Origin of the sequence: Azoarcus sp. KH32C (assembly GCF_000349945.1) — a bacterium.
Taxonomy (GTDB): Bacteria; Pseudomonadota; Gammaproteobacteria; order Burkholderiales; family Rhodocyclaceae; genus Aromatoleum.
Map to the genome: position 1 here is coordinate 4,502,662 of NC_020516.1, position 21,004 is coordinate 4,523,665.

At 65.4% G+C, this 21,004-nt stretch carries 23 protein-coding genes and 1 pseudogene; 19 read left to right on the forward strand and 5 right to left on the reverse strand.

The genetic code is table 11. The features are described from left to right. Nucleotides 1–2: 2 nt before the first annotated feature. The 8 genes from nifT to AZKH_RS20205 all read left to right on the forward strand — a co-directional run bounded on the left by nifT (nucleotide 3) and on the right by AZKH_RS20205 (nucleotide 7,347). The gene (gene nifT, locus AZKH_RS20170) at nucleotides 3–212 is read left to right on the forward strand and encodes a putative nitrogen fixation protein NifT (protein WP_015437648.1); all 210 of its coding nucleotides are present in this window, start codon (nucleotides 3–5) and stop codon (nucleotides 210–212) included. A gap of 1 nt (nucleotide 213) precedes the next feature. After that, entirely contained in the window at nucleotides 214–477 is a 264-nt protein-coding gene (locus AZKH_RS20175; protein ID WP_015437649.1) for a hypothetical protein, read from the forward strand. Nucleotides 478–494: 17 nt separating this feature from the next. Next, entirely contained in the window at nucleotides 495–1,643 is a 1,149-nt protein-coding gene (locus tag AZKH_RS20180; protein ID WP_015437650.1) for a DegT/DnrJ/EryC1/StrS aminotransferase family protein, read from the forward strand. Nucleotides 1,644–1,664: 21 nt separating this feature from the next. Beyond that, nucleotides 1,665–2,513: an SIR2 family protein gene (locus AZKH_RS20185; protein ID WP_015437651.1), complete on the forward strand. Its 849-nt coding sequence runs from the start codon at nucleotides 1,665–1,667 to the stop codon at nucleotides 2,511–2,513. Nucleotides 2,514–2,557: 44 nt separating this feature from the next. Then, nucleotides 2,558–3,178 carry an ATP-dependent Clp endopeptidase proteolytic subunit ClpP gene (clpP, locus tag AZKH_RS20190; protein WP_015437652.1) on the forward strand — a complete coding sequence of 207 codons (621 nt, stop codon included), beginning with the start codon at nucleotides 2,558–2,560 and terminating at the stop codon, nucleotides 3,176–3,178. Nucleotides 3,179–3,194: 16 nt separating this feature from the next. Further along, nucleotides 3,195–4,475, forward strand: a complete 1,281-nt coding sequence (gene clpX / locus AZKH_RS20195) for an ATP-dependent Clp protease ATP-binding subunit ClpX (RefSeq protein ID WP_015437653.1) — start codon at nucleotides 3,195–3,197, stop codon at nucleotides 4,473–4,475. A 224-nt stretch (nucleotides 4,476–4,699) separates the two neighbouring features. Further along, nucleotides 4,700–5,044 (forward strand): hypothetical protein, encoded by a 345-nt coding sequence (locus AZKH_RS20200; protein ID WP_015437654.1) that lies wholly within the window; start codon nucleotides 4,700–4,702, stop codon nucleotides 5,042–5,044. A gap of 170 nt (nucleotides 5,045–5,214) precedes the next feature. Next, nucleotides 5,215–7,347 (forward strand): AAA family ATPase, encoded by a 2,133-nt coding sequence (locus tag AZKH_RS20205; protein ID WP_015437655.1) that lies wholly within the window; start codon nucleotides 5,215–5,217, stop codon nucleotides 7,345–7,347. A gap of 36 nt (nucleotides 7,348–7,383) precedes the next feature. Here AZKH_RS20205 and AZKH_RS20210 read toward each other — a convergent pair whose 3' ends face one another. After that, nucleotides 7,384–7,791, reverse strand: a complete 408-nt coding sequence (locus AZKH_RS20210) for a group II truncated hemoglobin (RefSeq protein WP_015437656.1) — start codon at nucleotides 7,789–7,791, stop codon at nucleotides 7,384–7,386. 10 nt (nucleotides 7,792–7,801) lie between these two features. Continuing rightward, the gene (locus AZKH_RS20215; RefSeq protein ID WP_041656442.1) at nucleotides 7,802–8,227 is read right to left on the reverse strand and encodes a response regulator; all 426 of its coding nucleotides are present in this window, start codon (nucleotides 8,225–8,227) and stop codon (nucleotides 7,802–7,804) included. Nucleotides 8,228–8,652: 425 nt separating this feature from the next. Between AZKH_RS20215 and nifH the strand changes: the two genes are divergently transcribed. The 11 genes and pseudogenes from nifH to AZKH_RS28045 all read left to right on the forward strand — a co-directional run. Further along, nucleotides 8,653–9,534 carry a nitrogenase iron protein gene (gene nifH, locus AZKH_RS20220; protein WP_015437658.1) on the forward strand — a complete coding sequence of 294 codons (882 nt, stop codon included), beginning with the start codon at nucleotides 8,653–8,655 and terminating at the stop codon, nucleotides 9,532–9,534. Nucleotides 9,535–9,738: 204 nt separating this feature from the next. Next, nucleotides 9,739–11,193, forward strand: coding sequence for a nitrogenase molybdenum-iron protein alpha chain (nifD, locus tag AZKH_RS20225; protein ID WP_015437659.1), 1,455 nt, complete (start codon nucleotides 9,739–9,741; stop codon nucleotides 11,191–11,193). 39 nt (nucleotides 11,194–11,232) lie between these two features. Beyond that, a complete protein-coding gene (gene nifK, locus AZKH_RS20230; RefSeq protein ID WP_015437660.1) occupies nucleotides 11,233–12,792 on the forward strand; it encodes a nitrogenase molybdenum-iron protein subunit beta in 1,560 nt (519 codons plus the stop codon). Nucleotides 12,793–12,896: 104 nt separating this feature from the next. Then, a complete protein-coding gene (gene nifE, locus AZKH_RS20235; protein WP_015437661.1) occupies nucleotides 12,897–14,318 on the forward strand; it encodes a nitrogenase iron-molybdenum cofactor biosynthesis protein NifE in 1,422 nt (473 codons plus the stop codon). After that, a complete protein-coding gene (nifN, locus tag AZKH_RS20240; protein ID WP_015437662.1) occupies nucleotides 14,311–15,705 on the forward strand; it encodes a nitrogenase iron-molybdenum cofactor biosynthesis protein NifN in 1,395 nt (464 codons plus the stop codon). The genes nifE and nifN overlap by 8 nt, the downstream gene beginning before the upstream one ends. Nucleotides 15,706–15,729: 24 nt before the next feature. Further along, nucleotides 15,730–16,140 carry a nitrogen fixation protein NifX gene (nifX, locus tag AZKH_RS20245; protein ID WP_015437663.1) on the forward strand — a complete coding sequence of 137 codons (411 nt, stop codon included), beginning with the start codon at nucleotides 15,730–15,732 and terminating at the stop codon, nucleotides 16,138–16,140. Beyond that, nucleotides 16,133–16,609: a NifX-associated nitrogen fixation protein gene (locus tag AZKH_RS20250; protein ID WP_015437664.1), complete on the forward strand. Its 477-nt coding sequence runs from the start codon at nucleotides 16,133–16,135 to the stop codon at nucleotides 16,607–16,609. The genes nifX and AZKH_RS20250 overlap by 8 nt, the downstream gene beginning before the upstream one ends. Before the next feature lie 14 nt (nucleotides 16,610–16,623). Then, nucleotides 16,624–16,821 (forward strand): CCE_0567 family metalloprotein, encoded by a 198-nt coding sequence (locus AZKH_RS20255; RefSeq protein ID WP_015437665.1) that lies wholly within the window; start codon nucleotides 16,624–16,626, stop codon nucleotides 16,819–16,821. A gap of 4 nt (nucleotides 16,822–16,825) precedes the next feature. After that, a complete protein-coding gene (fdxB, locus tag AZKH_RS20260; protein ID WP_015437666.1) occupies nucleotides 16,826–17,131 on the forward strand; it encodes a ferredoxin III, nif-specific in 306 nt (101 codons plus the stop codon). Nucleotides 17,132–17,144: 13 nt separating this feature from the next. Continuing rightward, on the forward strand, nucleotides 17,145–17,771 hold the full coding sequence (locus AZKH_RS20265; RefSeq protein ID WP_156822137.1) for a nitrogen fixation protein NifQ: 627 nt from the start codon (nucleotides 17,145–17,147) through the stop codon (nucleotides 17,769–17,771). After that, nucleotides 17,722–17,904 (forward strand): annotated as a pseudogene (locus AZKH_RS28045) (hypothetical protein); the annotation flags it as partial. The gene AZKH_RS20265 and the pseudogene AZKH_RS28045, both read left to right, overlap by 50 nt. Here AZKH_RS28045 and AZKH_RS20270 read toward each other — a convergent pair. The 3 genes from AZKH_RS20270 to AZKH_RS20280 form a co-directional block, all read right to left on the reverse strand. Beyond that, a complete protein-coding gene (locus AZKH_RS20270) occupies nucleotides 17,871–18,365 on the reverse strand; it encodes a hypothetical protein (RefSeq protein WP_015437668.1) in 495 nt (164 codons plus the stop codon). The pseudogene AZKH_RS28045 and the gene AZKH_RS20270 overlap by 34 nt on opposite strands. Nucleotides 18,366–18,472: 107 nt before the next feature. After that, the gene (locus AZKH_RS20275) at nucleotides 18,473–18,985 is read right to left on the reverse strand and encodes a hypothetical protein (protein ID WP_015437669.1); all 513 of its coding nucleotides are present in this window, start codon (nucleotides 18,983–18,985) and stop codon (nucleotides 18,473–18,475) included. 76 nt (nucleotides 18,986–19,061) lie between these two features. Then, nucleotides 19,062–20,870, reverse strand: a complete 1,809-nt coding sequence (locus AZKH_RS20280) for an L-lactate permease (protein WP_015437670.1) — start codon at nucleotides 20,868–20,870, stop codon at nucleotides 19,062–19,064. Nucleotides 20,871–21,004 lie beyond the last annotated feature (134 nt).

Sequence of the window (21,004 nt, forward strand, 5' to 3'; positions counted from 1 at the left end):
CCATGAAAGTCATGATCCGCAAAGACCACGCCGGCGCGCTGTCGGCCTATGTGCCGAAGAAGGACCTCGAAGAGCCCATCGTCGCGATGGAGAAGGAAGGCCTCTGGGGCGGCAAGGTCACGCTCGGCAACGGCTGGCAGCTGGAACTGCCGGACCTCGCGCCCGACACGCGGCTGCCGATCACGGTCGAAGCGCGCCGCCTGGGAGACTGAAATGGCAGTCTCGCCCGAACAACTCGCTCACGTCTGTACGCTGCTGGGCCGCACCGCGCCCGCCGAGAACCCGCTGCCGACCCTGCGCGCAGCCCTTCCCGGCATGGTCTTCACGCGCTGCGACGCCTCCGACATGGAAAGCGAGACGCCCGCGACGCGCGCCGGCGATTACGACCTCTTCCTCGTCGACAACTCCGACCACTGCTGGCGCATCACGACCGACCCGCAGCACGCCGGCGGTGTCGTGATCGCCGCCCACAGATAGCCATTCGGGAGACGCACATGGACGACGGCTGGATCCCCCTCAACGACCCGGACATGAGCCTCGCCGAGATCGACGCGGTGAGCGCGGTGCTAAAGTCGTCGCGCCTGTCCGCCGGCCCGCAGGTCGAAGCCTTCGAGGACGAATTCGCCGATTACGTCGGGCGTCGCTACGGCATCGCGGTCGCGAGCGGCACGCTGGGCCTGATGCTCGGCCTGCGCGCGATGGGCATCGGCCCCGGCGACGAGGTCATCGCGTCGGCCTACGGTTGGCACCAGATCGCCCACGCGATCGTGCTCGCCGGCGCGACGCCGGTCTTCGCCGAGATCGACTACTGGTCCGGCTGCCTCGCGCCCGACAAGGCCGCGCAGAAGATCGGCCCCAAGACGCGCGCAATCGTCGCCGGCAACAGCAACGGCCACCCCGCGGCGTGGAACGAGTTTCGCCAGCTCGCGGCAATCCACGGCCTGAAGCTGATCGAGGATTCGACCGAAGCGATCGGCTCGCGCTATCAGGGCCGGCTCGTCGGCAGTTTCGGCGACCTCGCGATCTTCGACTTCTCGCAGCCCTCGGCGCTGTGCTGCGGCGAAGGCGGCATGATCGTCACCGACGACCCGGAGCTCGCGAGCGAACTGCGCTACCTGCGCAGCCGCGCGCTCGACGAGCGCTTCTCGATCTCGATCGCCAACCGCGTGCCCGCCCAGGCCGGAGTGAGCGACCTCACCGCCGCGCTCGGGCTCGCGCAGCTGCAGCGCATCGACGAGATCCTCGCGCGGCGCAAGAAGGTCGAGAGCTACTACCTCGCCCAGATCCAGTCCTTCGAAGGCATCAAGCCGCCCTACCTCGCGCCCGAGATCGACGAGATCCACTGGCTGCTCTTCCTCGTGCATCTCGGCACGCGCTTCACGAAAAGCGCGCGCAACCAGATCGTCGACGACCTCGCGACCGAATCGATCGAGGCCGCCGCCTTCTGCTATCCATTGCACCAGCAGTACTTCTACACGACGCTCGGCTACAAGCGCGGCGATCTGAAAGTCACCGAAAAGATCGCCGACCGCGCGTTGGCACTCCCCTTCCATGCCCACCTCGCCGAAGACCAGGTGCGCTTCATCGTCCAGACCGCCAAGGATTCGTCGGTCAATGTCGGCGCCGGCGCGGCGATCTACTGATACACCCCTCGGAGACCGGAAATGACTGCAAACGCCCCAGTGCTCGACGACATTGCCGCCTCGCTCGCCCGCGGCACGCTGATCCCCTACCTCGGCCCCGGCCTGCTCGAGCTCGTGCCCGACGCGCCGGTGCCCGCCTCGCCCGAGCAGCTCGTCGCGAAGCTCACCGCGAAGACCACCGTGCCGCACAAGATCCGCAACAAGCTCACGGCCGCCGCGCAGTACATCGAGAACTTCAAGCACCGCAAGAGCCTCGTCGCGCTGATGAACGAAGCCTATGCGGCCAGCACCCCGCCCTCCGCCCTGCATCGCCGGCTCGCCGAGCTGCCGCTTCCGCTCGTCGTCGACGCCTGGTACGACGACGCGATGCAGACCGCACTCGCCGCCCGTACCGACTGGGGCCAGGTGCAGGGCTTGGCGCAATCCGAGCACTTCGGCACCTGGTTCGGCTTCTACGGCGCCGACGGCGCGGTGACGCCCGACGAATACGCCGCCGGCTGGACGACGCTCCTCTACAAGCCGCTGGGCGGACGCGCCCCGGCCGCGAACTACCTCGTCTCCGACTCCGACTACGTCGAAGTGCTGACCGAGATCGACATCCAGACGCCGATCCCGCCGGCCGTGCAGAACATCCGCGCCGGACGCAATTTCCTCTTCCTCGGCTGCCGCTTCAACGACCAGCTGCAGCGCACCTTCGCGCGCCAGATCATGAAGCGCTCGTCGGACCGCCACTGGGCGGTGCTGCCGGGCGAGCCGACACGCAACGAACTGCGCTTCCTCGCCGAACAGAACATCACGCGCATCGACCTGCCGCTCGCCGAATTCGCGGCGCGCTTCGCCACGCTCGGCGCGGAGGCGACGGCGGCATAAACCGGCACCCCAAGGTCCCCCTCCCCAAGAAAGGAGCGCACCCCATGTACGCAGGCGACCACTGGAACCCCCAGGCCCTCGGCCTGATCCCCACCGTCATCGAACAGAGCGGCCGCGGCGAGCGCGCATACGACATCTACTCGCGGCTGCTGCGCGAGCGCGTGGTCTTCCTCGTCGGCCCAGTGAACGACGCCACCGCGAACCTCGTCGTCGCGCAGCTGCTGTTCCTGGAATCCGAGAACCCGGACAAGGACATCTTCTTCTACATCAACTCCCCGGGCGGCTCGGTCACCGCCGGGCTCGCGATCTACGACACGATGCAGTTCATCAAGCCCGCCGTGTCGACGCTGTGCGTCGGCCAGGCCGCCTCGATGGGCGCCTTCCTGCTCGCCGCGGGTGCGGCCGGCAAGCGCTTCGCGCTGCCCAACTCGCGGATCATGATCCATCAGCCGCTGGGCGGCTTCCAGGGCCAGGCGTCCGACATCGCGATCCACGCCAAGGAGATCCTCTACCTGCGCGAACGCCTCAACGCGATGCTCGCGAAGCACAGCGGCAAGCCGGTCGAACAGGTCGAGAAGGACACCGACCGCGACAACTTTCTTTCCGCCGAAGCGGCCGTCGCCTACGGGCTCGTGGACCAGGTCCTGAGCCATCGCGGCGCATAACAGGGAGGACTGCATCATGTCAGAGAAGAATTCCCCGACCGGCATCCCGGTCCATTGCTCCTTCTGCGGCAAGAGCGCGCACGACGTCCGGCGGCTGGTCGCCGGGCCCTCGGTCTTCATCTGCGACGAATGCATCGACCTGTGCAACGACATCGTCCGCGACGAGGACTTCAAGGCCACCGCCGCGGCGTCGGTCGCCGGTGGCGACAAGGCCCTGCCGCGGCCGACGCAGATCCACGCGATCCTCGACCAGTACGTGATCGGCCAGGACCGCGCGAAGCGCATCCTCGCGGTCGCCGTCTACAACCACTACAAGCGCCTGCGCCATGCCGCGGCGAACACCAACGAAGTCGAGCTCGCGAAGAGCAACATCCTGCTCGTCGGCCCCACCGGTTCGGGCAAGACGCTGCTCGCCCAGACGCTGGCGCGCCTGCTCGACGTGCCCTTCGTGATGGCCGACGCGACGACGCTGACCGAAGCCGGCTACGTCGGAGAGGACGTCGAGAACATCATCCAGAAGCTGCTGCAGAAGTGCGACTACGACGTCGACAAGGCCCAGCGCGGCATCGTCTACGTCGACGAGATCGACAAGATCGCGCGCAAGTCCGACAACCCCTCGATCACGCGAGACGTCTCCGGCGAAGGCGTGCAGCAAGCGCTGTTGAAGCTCATCGAAGGCACGGTCGCCTCCGTGCCACCGCAGGGCGGACGCAAGCACCCCGGGCAGGACTTCATCCAGGTCGACACCAGCAACATCCTCTTCATCTGCGGCGGCGCCTTCGACGGACTGGAGCGCGTGATCCGCCGCCGCCACGAGAAAGGCGGCATCGGCTTCGGCGCCGAAGTGAAGAACGCCGAGGACACGCGCAGCACCGGCGAGCTGCTCGCTGGCGTCGAGCCCGCCGACCTGATTCGCTTCGGCCTGATCCCCGAGTTCGTCGGCCGGCTGCCGGTCGTCGCGACGCTCGCCGAGCTCGACGAGGCGGCGCTCGTGCAGATCCTCGTCGAGCCGAAGAACGCGCTGGTCAAGCAATACCGCAAGCTGCTGGAGATGGAAGGCGTCGAGCTGGACATCGCACCCGACGCCCTCGGCGCGATCGCCCGCAAGGCGCTCGCCCGCAAGACCGGCGCGCGCGGCCTGCGCTCGATCCTCGAAGCGTCGCTGCTCGACACGATGTACGCGCTGCCGGGGCGCGAGGACGTCGAGGCGGTCCGCGTCGACGCCGCGGTGATCAACGCCGGCACGCCGCCGACGCTGGTCCCGAAGGCCGGCCAGACCGGACGCGCCGCTGCCTGACGCCAGGAGGTGCTACGAAAAGGCCGATCAGTGGTGAACGTCACAACCCGACACGACAAGGGGTCCCCAACACGGCCGTCGAAAGCATAAACTGGCCGACAATGAGCCCGAGTGTCGGTAACGCTCGGGTCCATCCGAGAAGGAGGAGCTAGGTCGCGTCGGGCCTCGCGCGCCCGGACGACGTAGCGGAGTCGATCCAGCCGCAATGCGCCGAGGAGGTGGACATGGACTCAGGGACGACGGGACATTACGCCGCGCCATCCTTTCAGCGACTGCTTTATCGCTACCTCTGGCCCTTCCAGTACTTCCGCGACGTCACGCGCGGCGGCTGTCTCGAACGACAGCAGAACTACCGCCACAACCGCGCGATGCGGCGCTACCTGCCCGGCTTCATCGCCAAGTGGATCTTCCTCACGGCGCTGTGGTTCTTCATCGGTGGCACGATGCATGAGCTCGGCGTCGCCCCGCTCGCCGCCGGCTGCTTCATCGTCGCGATCTGGACCATGATCGTCGTGGTCGTCCTCGGCGTCGACTGGTTGTGGCTGGAGCGCTTCCCGGAACTGTTCTAGGGTCTGTTCAGCGCCCGGCGTTCAATTTGTCACGTAGCGGCCGCGTCCCGCTCGTTATGCTGAACCCTCACGAAACTCGCCGGTCCCACTCAGCTTGAACCAGTTTGTTGAACGGCGTGAATCATCGGTTCCGGGTTGGAACATGGCTTAGCGCTACGTGGAGGACTGCCATGTCAGATTTGTCGAAACCCAACGAATTGTCCAAGCCCCGGGATGCCCGACCGGCACCCACCGGCCTGCGGCTGACCGTCACCAAGGCGGCAAGCCGGCTGCAGGACTGGTTCGCCGTCCAGTCGATGACGGTCAGGCTCGCGGTGATTGCGATGGCCATTGCGATCCCGCTGACCGCGTTCTACTCGGTCACCCTCGCGCAGAAACGCGCCACGCTGGCCGAAGAGGTCAAGGCGATGGCCGTCGGCGGAGTTCCCGGCGAAGGCGTCTGGACCTTCAACGACAAGTTGCCGGTCGTCCTCGGCAGCGGCTCGATGCTCAGCTTCCTCGAGTCGAACCCGATCGATCGCGTCGCGGTGATCTACGAGCCGCTGATGTGGAACGTTTCCGAGCGCGTCATCCTGATCGAGTCGGGCGGAAAGCAGTACGCCTACTACCCGAGCGACATGGAAACGCGGATCTTTTCCGACAAGGCGGTCACCGCGCCCTGGGGCGCCAAGCTCAACTTCATCCCGCGCGGCGAACTCAGTCCCGCCGCGCTCGACGTGTTCGAGCGCCTCGACGAGCGTTTCGCCAACGGACGTCCGCGCTCCGAACACGACGGCCTGCGCGCCGGCGTCAGCGCCGCACTCTCGGCCGCGCTGATGATCGGCCTGCTCGCCTTCCTCTTCATCCAGCTGAAAGGCCAGTTCAAGTCGCTGAAATTCATCGAGCCGGGTCAAGTGCGCGGCTCGATCGACGAGCTCGTCGGCATGGACGACATCAAGGCCGAGGTCGCCCAGATCAAGGACCAGTACGAGCGCCGCGCGCTCTACGCCGAGTATGGCATCCGCAAACCGTTCAACGTGATGTTCAGCGGCCCCGCGGGCACCGGCAAGACCAAGCTCGCGAGCTACCTCGCGAAGGAACTGCACCTGCCGATCCTCTTCCACTCCGCGGCGAATCTCGAGACCGGCTACGTCGCCGGCGGCTCGAACACGCTCAACCGCATCCTCGCGATGGCCAAGCGGCGCAAGCGCTGCATCGTCTTTCTCGACGAGGCGCAGGATCTCTTCATGAAGCGCGGCGGACGGCGCAAGTTCGACGACGACACCGCGAACACGCTGCTCTCGGTGCTCGACGGCGTGCGCACCAAGGCCGACGCCGAGATCATCTGGATCGTCGCCAGCAACTTCAACAGCGAAACGATGCAGATGGACGAGGCGATGCTGCGCCGCTTCCAGATGAAGGTCGATTTCCGCCTGCCGAACCGCGACGAACGGCTCGCGATCATCCGCCATTACCTCGCGCAGCGTGCCGACAAGGTGCTGCCTAACCTCGATCTCAGCCACATTGTCGGGGTCACCGAGGGCCGCAGCCCCGCCGACCTCGAAACGATTGTCAACCAAGCCGGCATCACGGCGGTGCAGGCGGGCGAGATGATCGGCGCCGATACGCTGATGCAGGCCGCCGAACGCGTTATGGTGGGCAACGTCAATTCCAGCACCACCGACGAACGCGAGCGCGACCGCCGCGTCATCGCCGTGCATGAGTGGGGCCACTTCCTCGTCGACCTCGAACGCGAACGCAAGCTCACCAACGACGACTGGGACCACATCCTCGCCGACCTGAAGACCATCAAGATCTCGCTCAAGGCGATCCCGCGCAACAACGCGTTGGGCTTCGTCTTCCACAAGCAGGGCACCAACCTCTTGAAGACCAAGGGCGACATCGAGCACGACGTGCGCGTGCTGCTCGGCGGCATGGCGAACGAGGAGCTCTTCTTCGGCGAGGACGGCACGACCAACGGCGCGCACAACGACATCACGCGCGTCACACAACTGCTGCACCACGCGGTCGCCGAAATGGGCATGTACCGCAAGACGCGCCTCAACTTCGGCGCGCTCGCCAACGACAACCAGGCGACGAGCCGCACCCTCGACGAGGAAACGCGCAGCCTGATGGAGGCGCAGAGCGAACGCCTCTACGCCGAGACGAAGGTCTTGCTCACAGACCTGATGCCGCTCACCGAGCACCTCGTCGGCAAGTTGCTGGAAACGAGCGAGATGAATCTCGACCAGGCGCTCGTCGAGATCCGCGCCTTCGAGGCGGAACAGGCGCGGCGCCAGGAACAGGCGAAGGCCGTCGCGTAGTGACGAGGGGCGGGACGAAATCCCGCCGTCACCGGTTCAATGCCGGATGATCGCGTCCGCGACCTTCGCAAACGCCGCGACGAGTTGCGCGCGCAACTCCGCGTCGGCGACCTGTTCATCGAGCGTGCGGACCATGCATAGCATCCACGCATCCCTGTCCTTCGTGTCGACACCGAAACTCGCATGCGCGCGGCCCAGACGCGGCGGGCCGCGGTGACGGGCATAGAGCGGCGGGCCGCCGAGCCAGCCGGACAGGAACATGAAGAGATGCTCCTTCACCTGCGTCAGATCCTGCGGATGCATCGCGCGGATCTCCGCCGCCTCCGGCAGCTCGCTCATCAACTGGTAGAAGCGCTCGACCATCGCCCAGACGGCGGGTTCTCCGCCCAGCTTCTCGTAATGCGGGTTGGCGTTGACGACGATTTTCGGGATAACGGCTTGCATCAGGTCTTCCTTAGCGGACCACGAGCGGAATGGAGAGCGACGTACGGCGCCCGAGTTGTGCATCGACCTTGCGGCGCACGGCAGCGAGATCGAGCGGACGTATCAGGATGCCGTCGGCGCCCCAATTGCGCAATACCTGGATTCCGGAAGCATCAGCCGAATCGCATACCAGAAGGATTTTGACGCCGGCCAGATGGTTCTTGATCGTCCCGATCACGCCGGCGGCATCGCCTGCGCATAGACCGATCCCGAGCAGGACGAGATGCGGCGGCCACGCACTGCCCTTGTCGAGCGCCGCATCGAGCCGCCCGAAGAGATGGGTCTCGTTGTCGTCGGCGAGCATGAACTGCAGCGCGATGCCGCTCACCTCATCGTCGTCGACGACGAAGATCCGCTTGTTCTCGACGGCCCGCTGAACATCCACACCGATCTGCATGATGCGCTCCCGCTTGTCGAATAGTCCCGGACAAGCAAGGCCCATTCCCGTCCCGCCACACGCGCCGCAATCCCTCGGCCTTCCAGCTCCGAGCATGTCCGACTAGCCGAAATCGCGCTTCATCGCGGTGCGGCCGCACCGCCTTTCCGCACAAACCGCTGTGGCCTTTGTTCAGTTTGTAAAGCCCGGATGCGGCACCGCACAAAAGACGACAAATGCAAAAACATACCGCAAATTCAATCCCTTGCGCCGCATTTCAGTCAGTGGCACAGGCTTTGCTGAAGAGGCTTGCACCGTGATGAATCGCCGAACGCGCAACTTGAGACGAAGACCTATAAGAGTTTCGGAGCGGCCAATACCGGATGCGCAACAACGGTAAGCGCTGAGCACCTCAACCTGATTTTTCGATGTCAAGGAGATTGAAAATGTCTGACCTCAGGCAAATCGCTTTTTACGGCAAGGGCGGTATCGGCAAGTCGACGACCTCCCAGAACACCCTCGCGGCGCTGGCCGAGATGGGCCAGAAGATCCTCATCGTCGGCTGCGACCCGAAGGCCGACTCGACCCGCCTGATCCTGCACGCCAAGGCCCAGGACACGGTGCTCTCGCTCGCCGCCGACGCCGGCTCGGTCGAGGACCTCGAGATCGAGGACGTGCTGAAGGTTGGCTACCGCGGCATCCGCTGCGTCGAGTCCGGCGGCCCGGAACCCGGCGTCGGCTGCGCCGGCCGCGGCGTCATCACCTCGATCAACTTCCTCGAGGAAAACGGCGCCTACGAAGGTGTCGATTACGTCTCCTACGACGTGCTGGGTGACGTCGTCTGTGGCGGTTTCGCGATGCCGATCCGCGAGAACAAGGCCCAGGAAATCTACATCGTCATGTCGGGCGAAATGATGGCGATGTACGCCGCCAACAACATCTCGAAGGGCATCCTGAAGTACGCCAACGCGGGCGGCGTGCGCCTCGGCGGCCTCGTCTGCAACGAGCGCAAGACCGACAAGGAGTACGAACTCGCCGAAGCGCTGGCGAAGAAGCTCGGCACCTCGCTGATCCACTTCGTGCCGCGCGACAACGTCGTGCAACACGCCGAACTGCGCCGCATGACGGTGCTGGAGTACGACCCCGAGTCCAAGCAGGCGGGCGAGTACCGCACGCTGGCGACCAAGATCCACGCCAACAAGGGCAAGGGCGTGATCCCGACCCCGATCACGATGGACGAGCTCGAAGACCTGCTGCTTGAGTTCGGGATCATGCAGAAGGAAGACGCGTCGGTCATCGGCAAGAGCGCCGCCGAGCTGGCTGCGTAAGCGCCTCCCGCGCGCCTGCATCCCCGCGCGGGATCGCAGGCGCGCAACGCGGAGACCTCCGCGAAAAGTGTGGCGCGGCCAGGGTGGCCGTTCGCCCGCCCGCCGGTCCGCGCTTTGCGCAGAGCTCTCGCAAGTCGAGGGCGTGCCGGATTGACGACTTAGCTGACCACTCAGCGACAACTTAGACCGTGACTGGAGAGCACCATGAGCCTCACCGTTGAAGAAACCAAGACCCGAAACAAGGAACTGATCGACGAGGTCCTCGAGGCCTATCCCGAAAAGACCGCCAAGAAGCGCGCCAAGCACCTCGCGGTGCATGAGGAAGGCAAGCCCGACTGCAACGTCAAGTCGAACATCAAGTCCCTGCCCGGCGTGATGACGATCCGCGGCTGTGCGTACGCGGGTTCGAAGGGGGTCGTGTGGGGCCCGATCAAGGACATGGTGCACATCTCGCACGGCCCGGTCGGCTGTGGCCAGTACTCCTGGGCGGCGCGCCGCAACTACTACATCGGCACGACCGGCGTCGATACCTTCGTGACGATGCAATTCACGTCCGACTTCCAGGAGAAGGACATCGTCTTCGGCGGCGACAAGAAGCTCGAAAAGATCATGGACGAGATCCAGGAGCTCTTCCCGCTCAACAAGGGCATCACCGTGCAGTCCGAATGCCCGATCGGCCTGATCGGCGACGACATCGAGGCGGTGTCGAAGAAGAAGTCGAAGGAATACGGCGGCAAGACCATCGTGCCGGTGCGCTGCGAAGGCTTCCGCGGCGTGTCGCAGTCCTTGGGCCACCACATCGCCAACGACGCGGTGCGCGACTTCGTGTTCGACAAGACCGACCCGGACAAGAACAAATTCGAACCCAGCCCCTACGACGTCGCGATCATCGGCGACTACAACATCGGCGGCGACGCGTGGAGCTCGCGCATCCTGCTCGAAGAGATGGGCCTCCGGGTGATCGCGCAGTGGTCGGGCGACGGCACCCTCGCCGAGCTGGAGAACACGCCGAAGGCCAAGCTCAACGTGCTGCACTGCTACCGCTCGATGAACTACATCTCGCGCCACATGGAAGAGAAGTACGGCGTGCCCTGGGTCGAGTACAACTTCTTCGGTCCGTCGAAGATCGAGGCCAGTCTTCGTGAAATTGCCAGCCACTTCGACGACAAGATCAAGGAGAACACCGAAAAGGTCATCGCCAAGTACCGCACGCTGACCGACGCGGTGATCGCCAAGTACAAGCCGCGCCTCGAAGGCAAGACGGTGATGCTCTTCGTCGGCGGCCTGCGTCCGCGCCACGTGATCGGCGCGTACGAGGACCTCGGCATGAACGTCGTCGGCACCGGCTACGAGTTCGGCCACAACGACGACTACCAGCGCACGACGCACTACGTAAAGGACGGCACGCTGATCTACGACGACGTCACCGGCTTCGAGTTCGAGCAGTTCGTCGACAAGATCAAGCCCGACCTGGTCGGCTCCGGCATCAAGGAAAAGTACGTCTTCCAGAAGATGGGCGTGCCCTTCCGCCAGATGCACTCGTGGGACTACTCCGGCCCCTACCACGGCTACGACGGCTTCGCGATCTTCGCCCGCGACATGGACATGGCCATCAACAGCCCGGTGTGGGACCTCGCCAAGGATCCCTTCGCCGCCTGACGGCGAACCCCAACTTCACGATCCCAACGGAGAATCCAAATGCCGCAAAACGCTGAAAAGGTCATCGACCACGAGATGCTGTTCCGCCAGCCCGAATACACGGCGCTGTTCGAGAACAAGAAAGCCAACTTCGAGTTCGGCCACCCGGCCGACAAGGTCGCCGAGATCCGCGACTGGACGAAGTCCTGGGACTACCGCGAGAAGAACTTCAAGCGCGAGGCGCTGACGGTGAACCCCGCGAAGGCCTGCCAGCCGCTGGGCGCGGTCTTCGTCGCCAACGGCTTCGCCAAGACGCTGTCCTTCGTGCATGGCTCGCAGGGCTGTGTCGCCTACTACCGCTCGCACTTCTCGCGCCACTTCAAGGAGCCGACCTCCTGCGTCTCCTCCTCGATGACCGAGGACGCGGCGGTGTTCGGCGGCCTCAACAACATGGTCGACGGCCTCGCCAACACCCTGAGCCTGTACAAGCCGGAGATGATCGCCGTCTCCACCACCTGCATGGCCGAAGTGATCGGCGACGACCTCGACGCGTTCATCAAGACCGCGAAGCAGAAGGGCAGCGTGCCCGCCGAGTACGACGTACCCTTCGCCCACACCCCGGCCTTCGTCGGCAGCCACATCACCGGCTACGACAACGCGCTGAAGGGCATCCTGCAGCACTTCTGGGACGGCAAGGCCGGCACCGCGCCGAAGCTCGAACGCACGCCCAACGAGACGGTGAACTTCATCGGCGGCTTCGACGGTTACGTCGTCGGCAACATGAAGGAGATCAAGCGCCTGTTCTCGATGATGGGCGTCGAGGCGACCTTCCTGTGCGATCCGTCCGACGCCTGGGACACCCCCACCGACGGCGAATTCCGCATGTACGACGGCGGCACGACCAAGGAAGAAGCGACCGCCGCCATCAACGCCAAGGCGACCTTCATCTACCAGGAGCACAGCGCCGAGAAGACCGCCAAGTACATCGCCGAGAAGGGCCAGGAAGTCGTCGCGCTGAACTCGCCGATCGGCGTGACGGGCACCGACAAGTTCCTCAAGGAGCTGTCGCGCATCACCGGCAAGCCGGTGCCCGAGGCGCTGAAGCGCGAGCGCGGCCGCCTGGTGGACGCGATCACCGACTCGCAGGCCCACCTGCACGGCAAGAAGTTCGCGCTTTACGGCGATCCGGACCTGATGCTGGGCCTCACGCAGTTCCTGCTCGACTTGGGCTGCGAGCCGACCCACGTGCTCTCGACCAACGGCGACGACAAGTGGGCGGCGAAGGTGCAGGCGCTCTTCGACGCGTCGCCGGTCGGTCGCGACTGCCACGTCTATCCGAAGCGCGACCTGTGGCACATGCGCTCGCTGCTCAACACCGAGCCGGTGGACTTCCTGATCGGCAACACCTACGGCAAGTACCTCGAGCGCGACACCGGCACGCCGCTGATCCGCATCGGCTTCCCCATCTTCGACCGCCACCACTACCACCGGCTGCCGATCTGGGGCTACCAGGGCGGGCTGCACGTGCTGATGCAGATCCTCGACGAGTACTTCGAAGCGCTGGACGCCAACACCAACATCCCGTCGAAGACCGACTACAGCTTCGACATCATCCGGTAAGGCGTCCCCGGACGCGCCGGGCGGGCGGCTTCGGTCGCTACGCCCGGCGCCTTCTGAACAGGCAGCACGCATCGCACGGCAAACGCAGCGTACGGAGGCACGAGATGAGCGCCCTGCTCAACCAGAAGATCCAGGCTGTTTTCGACGAACCCGGTTGCGACAAGAACCAGGGCAAGTCGGAGAAGGAACGCAAGAAGGGCTGTACCAAGCAGCTCGCGCCCGGCGCCGCGGCCGGCGGCTGTGCCTTCGACGGCGCGAAGATCGCGCTGCAGCCGATCGTCGACGTCGCCCACCTAGTGCACGGCCCGATCGCCTGCGAAGGCAACTCCTGGGACAACCGCCACGCGCTGTCCTCGGGCCCGCTCACCTACCGCACCGGCTTCACGACCGACGTGAACGAGATGGACGTCATCTACGGCGGCGAGAAGCGGCTCTACAAGGCGATCAAGGAGATCATCGACAAGGTCGATCCGCCCGCGGTCTTCGTCTACCAGACCTGCGTCACCGCGCTGATCGGCGACGACATCGAGGCCGTGTGCAAGGCCGCGACCGCGAAGTTCGGCAAGCCAGTGATCCCGGTCAATTCGCCCGGCTTCGCCGGCGTCAAGAACCTCGGCAACAAGCTCGGCGCCGAAGCGCTGCTGGACTACGTGATCGGCACCGAGGAACCGGAATTCACCACGCCTTACGACATCAACATCATCGGCGAGTACAACCTCTCGGGCGAGCTGTGGCAGGTAAAGCCGCTGCTCGATGCGATGGGCGTGCGCGTGCTGTCCTGCATCAGCGGCGACGCGCGCTACAAGGAAGTCGCGTACTCCCACCGCGCCCGCGCGGCGATGATGGTGTGCTCGAAGGCGATGATCAACGTCGCGCGCAAGATGGAGGAGCGCTACGACATCCCCTTCTTCGAAGGCTCCTTCTACGGCATCGGCGACATATCCGATTCGCTGCGCGAGATCGCGCGCCTGTTGATCCAGAAGGGCGCGCCGGACGAGCTGATGGCGCGCACCGAGGCGCTGATCGCCGCCGAGGAAGCACGCGCCTGGGCGCGGCTCGAACCCTACAAGCAGCGCCTCGCGGGCAAGCGCGTATTGCTGATCACCGGCGGCGTGAAGTCCTGGTCGGTTGTCGCCGCGCTGCAGGAAGTCCGCATCGAGATCGTCGGCACCAGCGTCAAGAAATCGACGAAGGAAGACAAGGAAAAGATCAAGGAGATCATGGGTCTCAGTGATCACGACCGAGCGCACATGATCGACGACATGAGCCCGCGCGAGATGTACGCGATGCTCAAGGAAGCGCGCGCCGACATCATGCTCTCGGGCGGCCGTTCGCAGTTCGTCGCGCTGAAGGCCAAGATGCCCTGGCTCGACATCAACCAGGAACGCCACCACGCCTACGCGGGCTACGAAGGCATGGTCAAGCTCGTCGAGGAGATCGACAAGACGCTTTACAACCCGGTGTGGGAGCAGGTCCGCAAGGAAGCCCCCTGGGATGCCCCCGTAGCGGAGGTGGCCCATGGCTAAGGTCACGATCCCCAAGAAGGCCTGCGCCGTCAATCCGCTCAAGATGAGCCAGCCGCTCGGCGCGAGCTACGCCTTCCTCGGCATGAACCGCTGCATGCCGGTCATGCACGGCTCGCAGGGCTGTACCTCCTTCGGGCTGGTGGTGCTCGTGCGCCACTTCCGCGAAGCGATCCCGCTGCAGACCACCGCGATGAACGAAGCGACGACGATCATGGGCGGGATGGAGAACATCGAGAAAGCCATCCTCAACATCCGCTCGCGCGCCAAACCCGACCTCATCGCGATCTGCTCGACCGGCCTCACCGAGACCAAGGGCGACGACGTCGACGGCTTCCTCAAACTCATCCGCCAGCGCCACCCGGAGATCGCCGACACCGCGATCGTCTACGTCTCGACGCCGGACTATCTGGGCGCCTTCCAGGACGGCTGGGCGAAAGCGACAACGGCAATCATCGAGACGCTCGTCGAGCCGATCCAGATCCGCCCCGTACGCTCGCGCCAAGTCGCCGTCCTCCCCGGCTGCCACCTCACCCCGCGCGACATCGAGGAAGTGCGCGAGATCGTCGAATCCTTCGACCTCGCGCCGATCTTCCTGCCCGACGTCTCCGGCTCTCTCGACGGCCACATCGCCGACGCCTTCAGCCCGACGACGATCGGCGGCACGACGCAGGCCGACACGCGGCGGCTGGGCGCCTCGCTCGCGACGATCGCGATCGGCGAACAGATGCGCCCAGCCGCCGCCGCGCTCGAAGCCCGCGCCGGCGTCCCCTACCGCGTCTTCGACCGCCTCACCGGCCTCGACGCGATGGACCAGTTCATCGCCCACCTCGCCGAGATCTCCGGCACGCCGGTGCCCGAAAAATGGCGCCGCCAGCGCAGCCAGCTGCAGGACGCGATGCTCGACGGCCACTTCTTCTTCGGCGGCAAGAAGATCGCGATCGGCGCCGAGCCCGACCTACTGTGGACGCTCGGCAGCCTCGTCACCGAGATGGGCGCGACGCTGCACGCCGCGGTCACGACCACCGCCTCGCCGCTCCTCGAACGCCTGCCCGCCAACGAAGTGCTCATCGGCGACCTCGAAGACCTGGAGACCGGCGCCCGCGGCTGCGACCTGCTGATCACGCACTCCCACGGCCGCCAGGCCGCCGCGCGCCTCGCCATCCCCTTCCACCGCGCCGGCCTGCCGCTCTTCGACCGCCTCGGCGCGGGCGACGTGCTCTCGGTCGGCTACCGCGGCACGAAGGCGCTGATCTTCACGCTCGGGAACATGTTCCTCGCCGAGCACGAACACCACGAGGTCGCCCCCACGCAATGGGCGCTACCCGAAGAGACGCTGCGCGCCGTCGAACAAGCCCGGCCCGCGCCGCCCACCACCCTCGCCGCCTGAACCCGCACGAGAAAGGAGCTGACCATGAAAGTCGCCTTCACGACCCAGGACCTGCAAAGGGTCGACGCCCACTTCGGCTGGGCCAAGAACATCGCCATCTATGACGTCCGCCCCGACGGCTACGACTTCGTCGAGACCTTCGTCTTCGACGGCGACCTGCAGGAAGACGGCAACGAGGACAAGCTCGCGCCCAAGCTCGAAGCGATCCACGACTGCGCGATCCTCTACGTCGCCGCGATCGGCGGCTCGGGCGCCGCGCGCGTCGTCGCGAACAAGATCCACCCGGTCAAGGTGCCGCAGCCCGAGCCCATCCTCGACATCCTCGACAAGCTGCAGGCCACGCTCGCCGGCACCCCGCCGCCGTGGCTGCGCAAGGCGCTGATGAAGGGACAGGAACGCGATTTCGATTTCGAAGACGAGGTGGAACATGGCTGAGACAGCAGAAGCAACGGCGGTCGCCGCCGACCCGATGACGAACGAGTTCATCGTCGAGCTCGTCAAGCAGTGGCGCGCCCAGGACACCCACGGCACCTGGGACGGCAAGCGCAACGAGTCGCTGCTCGCGCCCTACATCGTCACCAAGGAGCAGCGTCGCGAGATCCCGATCATCGGCGACCCCGACCCCGAGACGCTGTGGCGGCTCGAGCTCTTCTACAACGCCGTCGGCCTCGCGATCGAGCGGCGCACCGGAATCATGGTCAAGCCGATGATGAAGATGAGCCACGAAGGCTTCGGCCAGCTCTACCTCGCCGCCGGCCGCCTCATCGTCATCAATCGCTACCTGCGCGACATCCACCGCTTCGGCTTCGAGTCGATGGAAAAGCTCGCCGCCGAAGGCACGAAATGGGTCGAGGCCGGCTGCGAGATGATCGCCAAATTCCCCGAAGTCGCGAACTACGGCTGACCCAGGAGGATGACATGGACACGCTCGACGACCTGAAGGCCCAGGTCAAGAAACTCTCGGCCCGCGCGATGAACCTCAAGATGGAGCTGCACGACCTCTCCGAGGAGCTGCCGATCGGCTGGGAGAAGATCCCCGAAGTCGCCGCCAAGGCCTACCAAGCCTTCGACGAACTCGCCGCGATGCGCGCCCGCATCGCCGAACTGGGAGGCTGAGGTCATGGCCGATTTCACCATCACCCTGCCCAGCGGCCGCGCCTGGACGCCGAAGTTCGCGGAATCCATCAACGAGGAAAAGTGCATCGGCTGCGGACGCTGCTTCAAGGTCTGCGGCCGCGACGTGCTGCAGCTCGTCGGCCTCAACGACGAAGGCGAGCGCATCGCGGTCGGCGACGATGAGGACGACGACGAATACGAAAAGAAGGTCATGACGATCGCCAACCCCGAGAACTGCGTCGGCTGCGAGGCCTGCATGAAGATCTGCCCGAAGAAGTGCTACACCCACAGCGCCGCGCAGGCGGCCTAAGCACGTGGGCATCATGACGGCCGCAGCCCGCCCCCCCAACGGCGCCCTCGCTGCGGTCGCCCGGCTACGCCGGGCCACGGCCGGCTCCTCCCCGACCTACCCCGACCTCATCGCCGCGGCCCGCAACCCCAACGACGTCATCACCCTCACCCTCGCCGGCGTCATCACAAACGCGCCCCAGCGCCCAGCCCCCTACCACGTCCCCATCGCCGGCCTCGCCCCCCAATCCCTCTCGGCCCTCCTCGCCGACCTCTTCCCCCGCCTCACCCACGCCCACCACGCCGCCCTGCTCTCAACTCCCGCCGAAGACGCCGGCATCGACGAATTCCACGACCTCGTCACCCTGCTCCTCGAACACCGCACCCACCCCGACGCCACCTCCCACTCCCTCGCCCACGCCCTCGCCACCGCCTGCATGGGCGCCAACCACCTGTGGCAAGACCTCGGTCTACCCCACCGACGCGCGCTGTCGGAACTGATGGGCACACACTTCACAACCCTGGCCCGCCGCAACACGGGCGACATGAAGTGGAAGAAGTTTCTGTACAAGCAGCTCTGCGAACAGGAGGAGATCTTCGTGTGCAAGTCGCCGAGCTGTGCGGAGTGTTCGGATTACCAAGCGTGTTTCGGGCCGGAGTGACACAAGCCCAACAGTCCGCCGGTTGAGCATGCAAGGCGATTCGGCGGGGGCTACGCCCACGTCTTTGGGGGAGTGCGGGACACCGGACTGGGATGGTCCTCAGCTCGGGCTGCTGCCGCAGAATATCTCGTAGTTTCCGTCCGCCGGAGCCACCCTGACACTGATGGCGAATGACGTCGCCCTTAGCCTTTCAAAGGGCAGTGCGACGCTGTGGGAGATACGAACCGGCCCCCTGAATGCCCCCACGGCGGTCGGGCGAACGATCGACTCGGCCAGCGTGTGGTCCGTCAAAGTGTAGGTCGGGCCCGGCGCTCGATTCGCACACGATCCTTCGAACAGATACGAATAGAGGTGTATCGGTCGTGACGCGTAGCTCGGCACGCCGCTGGCGGTGATCGTAATCCCTGTCTTGTCACCGACGGGATAGACGACGGCGTTGCCGGTTCTCCCGGCGTTGTAACGCGTGGAGTCGAGGCGGACGGTGATGAAATCCTTGGCCCCTTCATTCCCAAGCGCTTCCGTGACGGCGAGCGGGCCGAGAAAAATCATTCCCACCCCCGCTGCCAATACCGTTGCAAGGCGTGCGTTGGACATGATGACCTCCTTCGACGCTCAGGCACGATGCCTCATCGGGGTCGACCTCACCGAAGATCAGAGGTTGCACATGAGGGATTTGCCCGGCGGCGCGGCGGGACGCGCGGTCAGGTGGCTGCGCTGTCCTTGTATTCCCCGACCGCCGCCTGGATAACCTCGCGCGCGAGGTCCGTCTCCTGCTCGCTGCGCGTCTCGGCGATCAGCACCGACTGCCCGCTTGAAACCGCGTCGTGCACGAGATCCGAGAACTTGCCACCGACCTTTTCCGCCCCCGCCGCGGCGCCGACAATGCCGCCGAGCGCCGCGCCCCATCCAAGCATCGCGAGCGGCGCGAGCAGCGGGCTCGCGACGAAGAGGCTCACGTTCGCGGCGACCAGCGCGAGTTGCCCCACGGCACCGAGTCCGGTGCCGACCACAGTGCCGATCGCGCCATCGACCAGCACGTCCTTCAGCACGCTGCGGCTCTCGGCCTCCGCCGGTTTTGTCGTTTCCAGCGACTCGCCGGCCAGCAGCTGCAGGCGTTCCCGCGGCAGCCCGCGCGCGACGAGTTCCCGGTATGCCTGGTCGGCCTCGTTGCGATGCACGAAGAATCCCGAAACGTGATGTACGTAGTCGTCCATGCCTTGTCTCCCGGCCCGCGGGCCAATGCTGAGACAAGACTCCAGCAAACGACGCTCCCGCGCCGGCCGATGGAAGCTATTTCGGCGGCAAGGCCGGAATCACTCCTGGGAACACGTAGGCCTGCAACATCACGATCACCCCGATCACCGCAGCCCCGGCAAGCGAGTGCCAGAACACCGTGCGGAAGATCGGGCCGAGGGCGTGGCTGCGCTCTTTCGGGTCCTCATAACAGGCGGCGCAGGCGACCATGATCGATTGCGCATCGATCATCTTGCCCATCACGCCGCCGGTCGAGTTGCTCGCAACGATCAGGACCTCGTTCAGACCGAGCTGCTGCGCAGTGATGCGCTGCAGGCTGCCGAACAGCGCGTTCGATGCGGTATCCGAGCCGGTGAGGAAGACACCGAGCCAGCCGAGATAGGCCGCGAAGAAGGGATAGAGCGGCCCCGCGCCGGTGAAGGCGAGGCCGAGGACCGCATCGGTGCCGGAATAGCGAGTCAGGAAGCCGAGGCCGAGCACCAGGGCGATGACGACCACGGGCGTCTTCATGCGACGACCGGTCAGCACAACCGCCTCGCCCCACTGCGACGCACTCAGCCGCAGGACCAGGCCGGAGAGCAGCGCGGCGGTGAAGACACCGGTACCGGCGGCAGACAACCAATTGATCGTGAAGCGCGCCGCCTCGGGCTTCGCCCCTTCCAGCACCACGGGCGGCATGCGCTGCACGAGGTTATGGAGCGCGGGCATGTCCCACACCGGCAGCGACAGCGTGCCGGTGAAGGGCGAACCGAGCAGCGTCGTCTTGAACGCGACACCGGCGAACAGCGTGTTCAGGTATTTTTTCCATTCCGGCATGCCCCAGATGGCACAGCACAGAATGAGGATGGCCCACGGCAACCACGCATAGACCGTTTCCCCGACCGTGTAGGGATACTTCCAGCTGCTGACGTCCGTCGTCACCGCCGCCGCCTTGCCCTCGCGCGCGAGCGCCTCGCGCTCCGAGCGCAACAGGAAGCGCGTCTTCGGGTGCCACACGAAGCGCAGGAAGAGCGCAGTGACGATGACGGAGAAGACGCCCGACACCACGTCCGTCATCAGGTGGAATTCGTTCGTGCTCGACGCGAAGTACTGCATCACGGCAAACGACACGCCCGCACACAGCGTCGCCGGCCACACCTCGAAGACCTCCTTCCAACTGCCGCCCTCCATCTTCACGAATACGGCGACCAGCCAGAAGGGCACGAGCACGGACACCCACGGCAACTGGCGGCCCGCCATCGTCGACAAGGTCAGCTGATCCAGGCCGCTGACCGCTGCGAGCGTCACGATCGGCGTACCGATCGCCCCCCATGCCACCGGTGCGGTGTTCGCCAGCAGGTTGAGCACCGCGGATTGGAAAGGCTTGAACCCCAGCCCCACCATCACGGCGCCGGCGATCGCCACCGGTGTGCCGAAGCCGGACGTCCCCTCGATGATGGCGCCGAAGGAAAACGCGATCAGCACGCATTGCAGCCGCCGGTCGAAGGAGATGTGGATGATGGATTCCTTGACGACCTCGAACTTGCCGGTGGTCACCGTCATTGTGTACAGGAACATCGCCCCCAGCACGATCCAGATGATGCCCAGGAATCCGGACAGCGAGCCCAGCGCGAAGGCCGACACCGCCGCCGCCACCGGCATGCGGAACGCCAGGCAGGACACGAGGAAGGCGGCGACCACGCCGAACATCGCCGCGTAGGGCGCGCTGATGCCCAGATGTCGGACGCCCTGGGCGTCGCGGTGCGGATGCAGGGCAATGAAGTACAGCAGGACGCCGATCGGAATCGCCGCGGCGAGCGTCGAGAGGAACACGTTTCCCAGCGGATCGTAGGTCTGGTAATACATGGCCCGAGCTCCTTTCGAGGACGATGCTCAAGTGGAAAGCGCGCGGACGAATTCTTTGTCCACTGTCTTCTTTATAGACGCATTACCGAAAGTGGGGAAAGAAGGCGAAGACTACGATTCCTGCTCGTACCTTT

Excerpts from the sequence above, each read along its gene's own strand:
- nifT (WP_015437648.1), top strand. The coding sequence starts at position 3 with ATGAAAGTCATGATCCGCAAAGACCACGCCGGCGCGCTGTCGGCCTAT.
- AZKH_RS20175 (WP_015437649.1), top strand. The coding sequence starts at position 214 with ATGGCAGTCTCGCCCGAACAACTCGCTCACGTCTGTACGCTGCTGGGC.
- AZKH_RS20180 (WP_015437650.1), top strand. The coding sequence starts at position 495 with ATGGACGACGGCTGGATCCCCCTCAACGACCCGGACATGAGCCTCGCC.
- AZKH_RS20185 (WP_015437651.1), top strand. The coding sequence starts at position 1,665 with ATGACTGCAAACGCCCCAGTGCTCGACGACATTGCCGCCTCGCTCGCC.
- clpP (WP_015437652.1), top strand. The coding sequence starts at position 2,558 with ATGTACGCAGGCGACCACTGGAACCCCCAGGCCCTCGGCCTGATCCCC.
- clpX (WP_015437653.1), top strand. The coding sequence starts at position 3,195 with ATGTCAGAGAAGAATTCCCCGACCGGCATCCCGGTCCATTGCTCCTTC.
- AZKH_RS20200 (WP_015437654.1), top strand. The coding sequence starts at position 4,700 with ATGGACTCAGGGACGACGGGACATTACGCCGCGCCATCCTTTCAGCGA.
- AZKH_RS20205 (WP_015437655.1), top strand. The coding sequence starts at position 5,215 with ATGTCAGATTTGTCGAAACCCAACGAATTGTCCAAGCCCCGGGATGCC.
- AZKH_RS20210 (WP_015437656.1), bottom strand. The coding sequence starts at position 7,791 with ATGCAAGCCGTTATCCCGAAAATCGTCGTCAACGCCAACCCGCATTAC.
- AZKH_RS20215 (WP_041656442.1), bottom strand. The coding sequence starts at position 8,227 with ATGCAGATCGGTGTGGATGTTCAGCGGGCCGTCGAGAACAAGCGGATC.
- nifH (WP_015437658.1), top strand. The coding sequence starts at position 8,653 with ATGTCTGACCTCAGGCAAATCGCTTTTTACGGCAAGGGCGGTATCGGC.
- nifD (WP_015437659.1), top strand. The coding sequence starts at position 9,739 with ATGAGCCTCACCGTTGAAGAAACCAAGACCCGAAACAAGGAACTGATC.
- nifK (WP_015437660.1), top strand. The coding sequence starts at position 11,233 with ATGCCGCAAAACGCTGAAAAGGTCATCGACCACGAGATGCTGTTCCGC.
- nifE (WP_015437661.1), top strand. The coding sequence starts at position 12,897 with ATGAGCGCCCTGCTCAACCAGAAGATCCAGGCTGTTTTCGACGAACCC.
- nifN (WP_015437662.1), top strand. The coding sequence starts at position 14,311 with ATGGCTAAGGTCACGATCCCCAAGAAGGCCTGCGCCGTCAATCCGCTC.
- nifX (WP_015437663.1), top strand. The coding sequence starts at position 15,730 with ATGAAAGTCGCCTTCACGACCCAGGACCTGCAAAGGGTCGACGCCCAC.
- AZKH_RS20250 (WP_015437664.1), top strand. The coding sequence starts at position 16,133 with ATGGCTGAGACAGCAGAAGCAACGGCGGTCGCCGCCGACCCGATGACG.
- AZKH_RS20255 (WP_015437665.1), top strand. The coding sequence starts at position 16,624 with ATGGACACGCTCGACGACCTGAAGGCCCAGGTCAAGAAACTCTCGGCC.
- fdxB (WP_015437666.1), top strand. The coding sequence starts at position 16,826 with ATGGCCGATTTCACCATCACCCTGCCCAGCGGCCGCGCCTGGACGCCG.
- AZKH_RS20265 (WP_156822137.1), top strand. The coding sequence starts at position 17,145 with ATGACGGCCGCAGCCCGCCCCCCCAACGGCGCCCTCGCTGCGGTCGCC.
- AZKH_RS20270 (WP_015437668.1), bottom strand. The coding sequence starts at position 18,365 with ATGTCCAACGCACGCCTTGCAACGGTATTGGCAGCGGGGGTGGGAATG.
- AZKH_RS20275 (WP_015437669.1), bottom strand. The coding sequence starts at position 18,985 with ATGGACGACTACGTACATCACGTTTCGGGATTCTTCGTGCATCGCAAC.
- AZKH_RS20280 (WP_015437670.1), bottom strand. The coding sequence starts at position 20,870 with ATGTATTACCAGACCTACGATCCGCTGGGAAACGTGTTCCTCTCGACG.